Annotated in this window: 6 protein-coding genes; 1 reads left to right on the top strand and 5 read right to left on the bottom strand. The window is 74.7% G+C overall.

The features are described 5' to 3' along the window. Nucleotides 1–168 precede the first annotated feature (168 nt). The gene (gene surE / locus ACK586_RS22325) at nt 169–1,074 is read right to left on the bottom strand and encodes a 5'/3'-nucleotidase SurE (RefSeq protein WP_409332715.1); all 906 of its coding nucleotides are present in this window, start codon (nt 1,072–1,074) and stop codon (nt 169–171) included. Between the two features lie 427 nt (nt 1,075–1,501). On the opposite strand from surE, the gene ACK586_RS22320 reads away from it, so the two are divergent. Continuing rightward, entirely contained in the window at nt 1,502–2,650 is a 1,149-nt protein-coding gene (locus ACK586_RS22320) for an Mrp/NBP35 family ATP-binding protein (protein ID WP_409332714.1), read from the top strand. A 137-nt stretch (nt 2,651–2,787) separates the two neighbouring features. On the opposite strand, the gene ACK586_RS22315 is transcribed toward ACK586_RS22320, so the two are convergent. The 4 genes from ACK586_RS22315 to sigE form a co-directional block, all read right to left on the bottom strand. Continuing rightward, nucleotides 2,788–3,225: a twin-arginine translocase TatA/TatE family subunit gene (locus ACK586_RS22315; RefSeq protein ID WP_409332713.1), complete on the bottom strand. Its 438-nt coding sequence runs from the start codon at nt 3,223–3,225 to the stop codon at nt 2,788–2,790. 86 nt (nt 3,226–3,311) lie between these two features. Further along, nucleotides 3,312–4,694, bottom strand: a complete 1,383-nt coding sequence (locus tag ACK586_RS22310) for a S1C family serine protease (protein WP_409332712.1) — start codon at nt 4,692–4,694, stop codon at nt 3,312–3,314. Nucleotides 4,695–4,978: 284 nt separating this feature from the next. Continuing rightward, nucleotides 4,979–5,566: an anti-sigma factor family protein gene (locus tag ACK586_RS22305; protein WP_409332711.1), complete on the bottom strand. Its 588-nt coding sequence runs from the start codon at nt 5,564–5,566 to the stop codon at nt 4,979–4,981. Then, nucleotides 5,563–6,153 carry an RNA polymerase sigma factor SigE gene (sigE, locus tag ACK586_RS22300; protein WP_409332710.1) on the bottom strand — a complete coding sequence of 197 codons (591 nt, stop codon included), beginning with the start codon at nt 6,151–6,153 and terminating at the stop codon, nt 5,563–5,565. Before sigE ends, ACK586_RS22305 begins: the two co-directional genes overlap by 4 nt. Nucleotides 6,154–6,309 lie beyond the last annotated feature (156 nt).

Raw genomic sequence — 6,309 nt, 5'->3', positions numbered from 1 at the left:
TCTTCTTGGTCGTTGATCCCTCTACCGGAGGCCTCGCCTATTTCCCGGCACCAACACGCCGGATGGACCCTTCCGGTGACTTCTCAAACACGGCCTAGCGACCGCGAGCGGCGCCGCCCGTCCCTGCTCGGAACGGGCGGCACCGCACCGGGTCACCGGGTCACCGGGTCACCGGGTCGAGAACGCCCCTGACTGCACCAGTGCGCGCGCCTTCTGCAGGCTGGCGGAGTCGGCGACCGTCCGGTCGACGCTCACCGGGGTGACGGCGATCTGCCCCGCCGCGTAGGCGGCACTGTCGGAGCCGCGCTCGGGGGCACCGCAGTACGTCCCGCCCGTGCACTGGCCGTAGACCGACCGGAAGGACAGCCCCTCGGCCTGGTAGGTGGTGGCGAAAGCGGCGTTCTGCGCGACGGTGGTCCACACCGCCTGGGTCACCCGGCCGCGGTCGACCCGCGGGTGGTTGACGTTCAGCACGTAGTCCGCGGGCAGCGCGCGCTCGGCCGCCAGACGGGCCACGAACGGCACCGCCCAGGTCGCGGTCGCCACGTAGTTGCTCGCGGCGACGCCGCTCGTGCTCGTGCTCAGCGCGATCGCCGGGTAGCCGAGGCTGACCGCGATCGTCGCCGCTCCCACGGTGCCCGACACGTTGACGTTCTGGCCGTCGTTGCCGCCGGAGTTGATCCCGCTGATCACCAGGTCGGGGCCGTTCGTCCACTGGTGCACCTGCTGCACTGCCGCCGTGGCACCCAGAGTGACGGCGTCGGCCGGGGTCAGGGACGTGCTGCCCACCGTGCACGTGCCGCCGACAGCTGTCACGCAGGCGCCGTAGACGGCACCGCCCGAGGGAGCGTCGGCACAGTCACCGGCATAGCCGGCCAGGTCGGGGGTGCCCAGCGTGAAGCGCGTCGACGAGGAGCCGTAGGTGATCGCCGCCGAGCGGCCGCTCTGCTCGGTCCACGGGGCGACGACGACGACGTCGGCGCCGGCGGCGCACAGTGCCCGGCGCAGCTCGTAGACGCCCTGGGTGGTCACTCCCTGCTGCACGCCGTCGTCGTTGGTGAGCAGGATCCGCATCCCGGCGACCGTGGGCTGCGGCTGGCCGCCCGGCGCTGCTGCGGCCGGCCCAGGGGCCAGGAGCCCTGCCAGGAGGACGGCCGCCCCCATCGCGACGACGCCGCGGATGCGACGACTTCCTTGTCGACCTCGCATGTGACCTGCCTCCGCTCGTGCCTCGACCGACACTCGGCCGGGGTCCGGGAGAGTCTTGAGATCTTGGTCGCTCGTAGTCAACGGGCGGTACGGCGTCTCGCATTAAGATCTCGTGTCGTCTCCGACGTCCGTTCGCGTGCGCCATCGCACCGTCGTGAGCAGCAGATCACCCCAGCAGCGGTCGGCCCGCCCGGCGGGCGGCCGTACAGTGGCTGGAGACCCGTGTGCGCAGGTCGCGCCGAGGCCCGGAGTGCCGCCAACGGGTTTCCCGTCGAAGGAGACACGCATCCCGATGTCCGACACCCTGACCGGCCAGCCGGCCCTCGACGCGGTCAACGCCGCTCTGGCCACCGTCCAGGACCCGGAGATCAACCGGCCCCTCCCCGAGCTCGGCATGGTCAAGGACGTCCAGATCGGCGCCGACGGCGCCGTCCGCATCGACGTCTACCTGACCGTCGCCGGCTGCCCCATGCGCCAGACGATCACCGACCGGGTCACCGAGGCCGTCTCCGCCGTCGCCGGCGTCACCTCGGTGCAGGTGGAGCTCGACGTGATGAGCGACGAGCAGCGCGCCGAGCTGCGCCGCACCGTGCGCGGCGACGCCGCCGAGCCGGTGATCCCCTTCGCCCAGCCGGGCTCGCTGACCCGCGTCTACGCGGTCGCGTCCGGCAAGGGCGGCGTCGGCAAGTCCAGCGTGACCGTGAACCTGGCCGCCGCGCTGGCCAAGCGAGGCCTGTCGGTCGGCGTCGTGGACGCCGACATCTACGGGCACTCGGTGCCACGGATGCTGGGCGTCGACGACCGCCCCACCCAGGTCGACAACATGATCATGCCGCCGCAGTCCTACGGCGTGAAGGTCATCTCGATCGGCATGTTCACGCCGGGCAACACCCCGGTGGTGTGGCGCGGGCCGATGCTGCACCGCGCGCTGCAGCAGTTCCTCGCCGACGTCTGGTGGGGCGACCTCGACGTCCTGCTCATGGACCTGCCCCCCGGCACCGGCGACGTCGCGATCTCGGTGGCCCAGCTCGTGCCCAACGCCGAGATCCTCGTGGTGACGACGCCGCAGCTGGCCGCCGCGGAGGTCGCCGAGCGCGCCGGCGCCATCGCCACGCAGACCCACCAGCAGGTGGTCGGTGTCGTGGAGAACATGTCCTGGCTGGACCTCCCCGACGGCTCGCGCATGGAGGTGTTCGGCTCCGGCGGCGGCGAGGCCGTCTCCGACGCGTTGACCCGAACCCTGGGCGCCCGCGTGCCGCTGCTCGGCCAGATCCCGCTGGACACCCGGCTGCGCGAGGCCGGCGACAGCGGTGCCCCGATCGTGCTCGCCGAGCCGGAGTCGGCTGCGGCCCAGGCGCTGAGCAAGGTCGCCGACGCCCTCGCCGTCCGCCAGCGCGGCTTGTCGGGCATGTCCTTGGGGCTGACCCCGGTCAAGCACTGACCTGACAGCCGACCGGCCCGGTCCCCGTCAGGGGCCGGGCCGCTCGGCGTTCCTGCGGTATTCTGCGCGCTCCTGCGGTCCTGCAGCACCGTGGGAGCGCGAGGAACGCCGCAGAAGCGGTGCCGCCGACGGGTCGGTCAGGTGGCGTCGACGTCGAAGGGCGGCGGCGTCCCGGCGTCGCGGGGGCGGGCGGCGGCCCGGCGGGCGGCCAGTGCACCGGCGGCCGGTGCCGCACCGGCGGCGGTGGCCCCCGCGGCGGTCCTGCGGCCGAGCCCGCCCGAGCCGTTGCCGTTGGCGGTGCCCCGGCGGACCGGCGGGCCGTCGTCGTCGGCGAGCAGCTGCTCGCGGATGAACGTGCGCGGGTGGTACTTGCGCAGGTCCAGGTCGCGCAGCCCGGCCAGGTCCTCGCCCAGGGACTCGTCCACCTGGGCCCGCACGCCGGTGATCGCGCCGCGCAGCCGCTTGAGCCCGTTCGCGGCGTCCTTGGCGAGGTGCGGCAGCCGCTCCGGGCCGAAGATGAACAGCGCGGCCAGCGCGAGGACGATGATCTCGCCCCAGCCGATCGAGTCGAACACCGCTGCTCCCGTCGTGCCTCGCGCGGACGGCCTCCAGCCTAGGTCAGGCCACGCCGGCTGTGGCCCCCTCGTTCAGGGGTCCTCGGTCACGCCCGGCCCAGCGTCGCCTGCACGGTGGCCGACGGGCTGCCGCCGCGCACGTACTCGATGGAGACCGTGTCCCCGGGGGCGTGCACGTCGATGGCGACGGCCAGCTCCTCGGAACTGCCGACCTGCTCGCCGTCGACGGCGATGATCACGTCCTGCTCCCGCAGGCCGGCCTCCGCGCCGGGGCCGTCCGGCTCCACGTTCACCACGAGTGCGCCGTCGCGGGTGCCGTCGGTGACCGACCGGGCGTTGACCCCGAGGGTGGCGTGCACCGCCTCCCCGGTGGAGATCAGCTGCTCGGCGATGTCGCGGGCCCGGTCGATCGGGATGGCGAAACCGAGCCCCACGCTGCCGCCGCCCAGCGAGGCGATGGCGGTGTTGATGCCGATCACCGCGCCGGTGGCGTCGACCAGGGCGCCGCCGGAGTTGCCGGGGTTGATCGGCGCGTCGGTCTGCACGGCGCTGATGACGGCGTTGGTGTCGCTGCCCTCGCCGGACAGCCGGACCGGCCGGTCGAGCGCGCTGACGATGCCGGAGGTGACCGTGCTCGCCAGGCCGAGCGGTGACCCCACGGCGATGACCGGGTCACCCACCACGACGTCGTCGACGCTGCCCAGGGCGGCCTCCAGCAGACCGGGCCTCTCCACCTTGATGACCGCGATGTCGCTGGCCGGGTCGCGGCCGACGATCCGGGCCGCCGACCCGGCTCCGTCGGAGAACACCGCACGGATCTCCGCGTCGTCGTTGCCGTCGGCGCCGGAGATGACGTGGTTGTTGGTGATGATGTAGCCGTTCTCGCCGTCGATGACGACACCCGAGCCGGTCGCCCCGGCGTCCCCGAGCCGCACCTCGATCGAGACCACCGCGGGCGTGACCGCCTCGGCGATCTCGGAGATCGAGCCGGGCTCGCGGACCACGCCCGCGTTGGTCTCGGACAGCTGCGCACCGGGGGTCAGGAGCGGCGACTCGTCGGCCGTCCGCGTGAGCCAGTACCCCAGTCCGCCGCCGACGGCGCCCACGAGCAGCACCGCGAGCAGGCCGAGCACCGACAGCCGCACCGACAGGTCGCGGAAGCGGAGCTTCTTGCGGCCCTTGGCGTCGACGACGACCGGGCCCTCCTGGTCGGCCTCGTCCTCGAACACCGCGGGACCGACCAGGCCGGCGGGCGCGTGCGGATCGCGCCAGGGGTCGGTGCGCGCGTCGGGCTTCCACCAGGGGCCGGCTGCGGTGCGCCGGCGCCCCGGCCGGCCACCGGGAGGCTCCTGCAGCCCGCGCCGACCGGTACCGGGCGGGGCGAAGGCGCGGAGCACGGCCTCCGGCGGCGGTGGGGCGGCCGGCCGCGGCGGCGGGGTCGGGCGGTCCCCGGCGAAGGTCCCGCTCACCGCGGCCGGTCGGCCGAACGCCGCGCTCAGCGCGGGGCTCGGCGGAGGGGTCGACGAAAAGGCCCGCGGCCGCACCGGGGGCGGATCGAAGCCGCCCGCGCGACCGTCGGGCCGGGCGAACACCTCGTCGGGAGCCCCGTCGGCAGCGGGGCGGTCGTCCCCCGCAGCGGACGGCGGGATCTCGGGCAGCGGGTCCTCCCCCGGGGGCAGGGCGATCAGGCGTGGGCGGTGATCAGGCGTGGGCGGTGGTCACGGGTGGCGCGGTCGTCACCGGAGGGCGGTGGTCACGGGCTGGTGCGCGTGCCCGCCGGGACCGCGACGGCGGACTGCGTCCCCCCGCTCAGGGTCCGCACGACCGGCGGCACGACCTGGCTGTCCTCGCCGCCGGAGCGCCCGTCGGCGATCGACGAGGCGGGCTGGGCCGGCTCGTGGGGCACCGGGAGGCTGAGGGCGAGCGCGGTGACGCCGATGCCCAGCCCGGCGAGGGTGCCCGCGACACCGCGGCGCAGCCACCGCGCGGAGCCGAGACGCCCGGCGTCCGGCTCCGGGTCGAGCGGCACCGACCAGCTGCCCCGCCCGTCCCGGACGGTGAGCTGGCCGGGACCCGCGCTCAGCACTCCGGAGCCCCCGGAGCCGGGCACGTCGGCGGTGAAGGGGATCGCGCACAGCCGGCTGAGCAGGTCGCCGGGAACCGCGACGTCGGTGGCGCCGTGCAGCGCCTCCTTCGCCTCGCGCTGCGCCTGCACGGCCATCCGGCAGGACCCGCAGCCGGCGAGGTGGTGGGCGGCGCGCGACGCCGGACCGCTGGCCAGCTCGCCGTCGACCAGCGCGGCGATCGCTTCCTGGGCGAGGTGGCTCTCCGGCAGGCTCATCCTTCCCCCTCCCCGGCGGGAACGGCCTCGGGGCGCCGTGGCGCGAGGTGGGCCAGCGCCTGGCGGAGCTGGACGCGGCCGCGGTGGATGCGGCTGCGGACCGTGCCGAGCTTGATCCCCAGGGTCGCCGCGATCTCCTCGTAGGTCAGGCCCTCGATGTCGCACAGGACGACGGCCACGCGGAACTCCGGGGCCAGGGCGTCGAGCGCCGCCTGCACCTGCGGGTCGAGGTGGGTGTCGGCGTAGACCTGCTCCGGGCTCGGCGCGGTGCCCGGCAGCCGCTCGGTGTCCTCGGGCAGGGCGTCGAAACGGATCCGCTGCCGTCGCCGGACCATGTCGAGGAACAGGTTGGTCGTGATGCGGTGCAGCCAGCCCTCGAAGGTGCCGGGCGAGAAGTCGGCCAGCGACCGGAACACCCGGACGAAGGTCTCCTGGGTCAGGTCCTCGGCGTCCTGCGCGTTGCCCGACAGGCGGTAGGCCAGGCGGTAGACCCGTGCGGAGTGGTCGCGGACGACCTGCTCCCACGTCGGCGCCACCCAGGCCGCGGGCGCGCCCGCCTGCTCCTCGGGGGCGTCGGGCTCCGTCACGGACCCAGGATCGCAGACCGCGGGCGCGCCCACCGGCTCGGGATCGGCGGGTCTGCCCACGACGGGGGTACTGGCGGCTCGGCCTCGACGCACGCAACGTCCAACGGGCGGCGGCCGGACGGCTGTTCCCGCTCACAGGCAGTTCACAGCCGGCGT

Origin of the sequence: Trujillonella humicola, assembly GCF_046233715.1 — a bacterium.
Lineage (GTDB): Bacteria > Actinomycetota > Actinomycetes > Mycobacteriales > Geodermatophilaceae > Trujillonella > Trujillonella humicola.
Note: the sequence above shows the minus strand (reverse complement) of the source record. Positions and strands in the feature narration are given on the sequence as shown.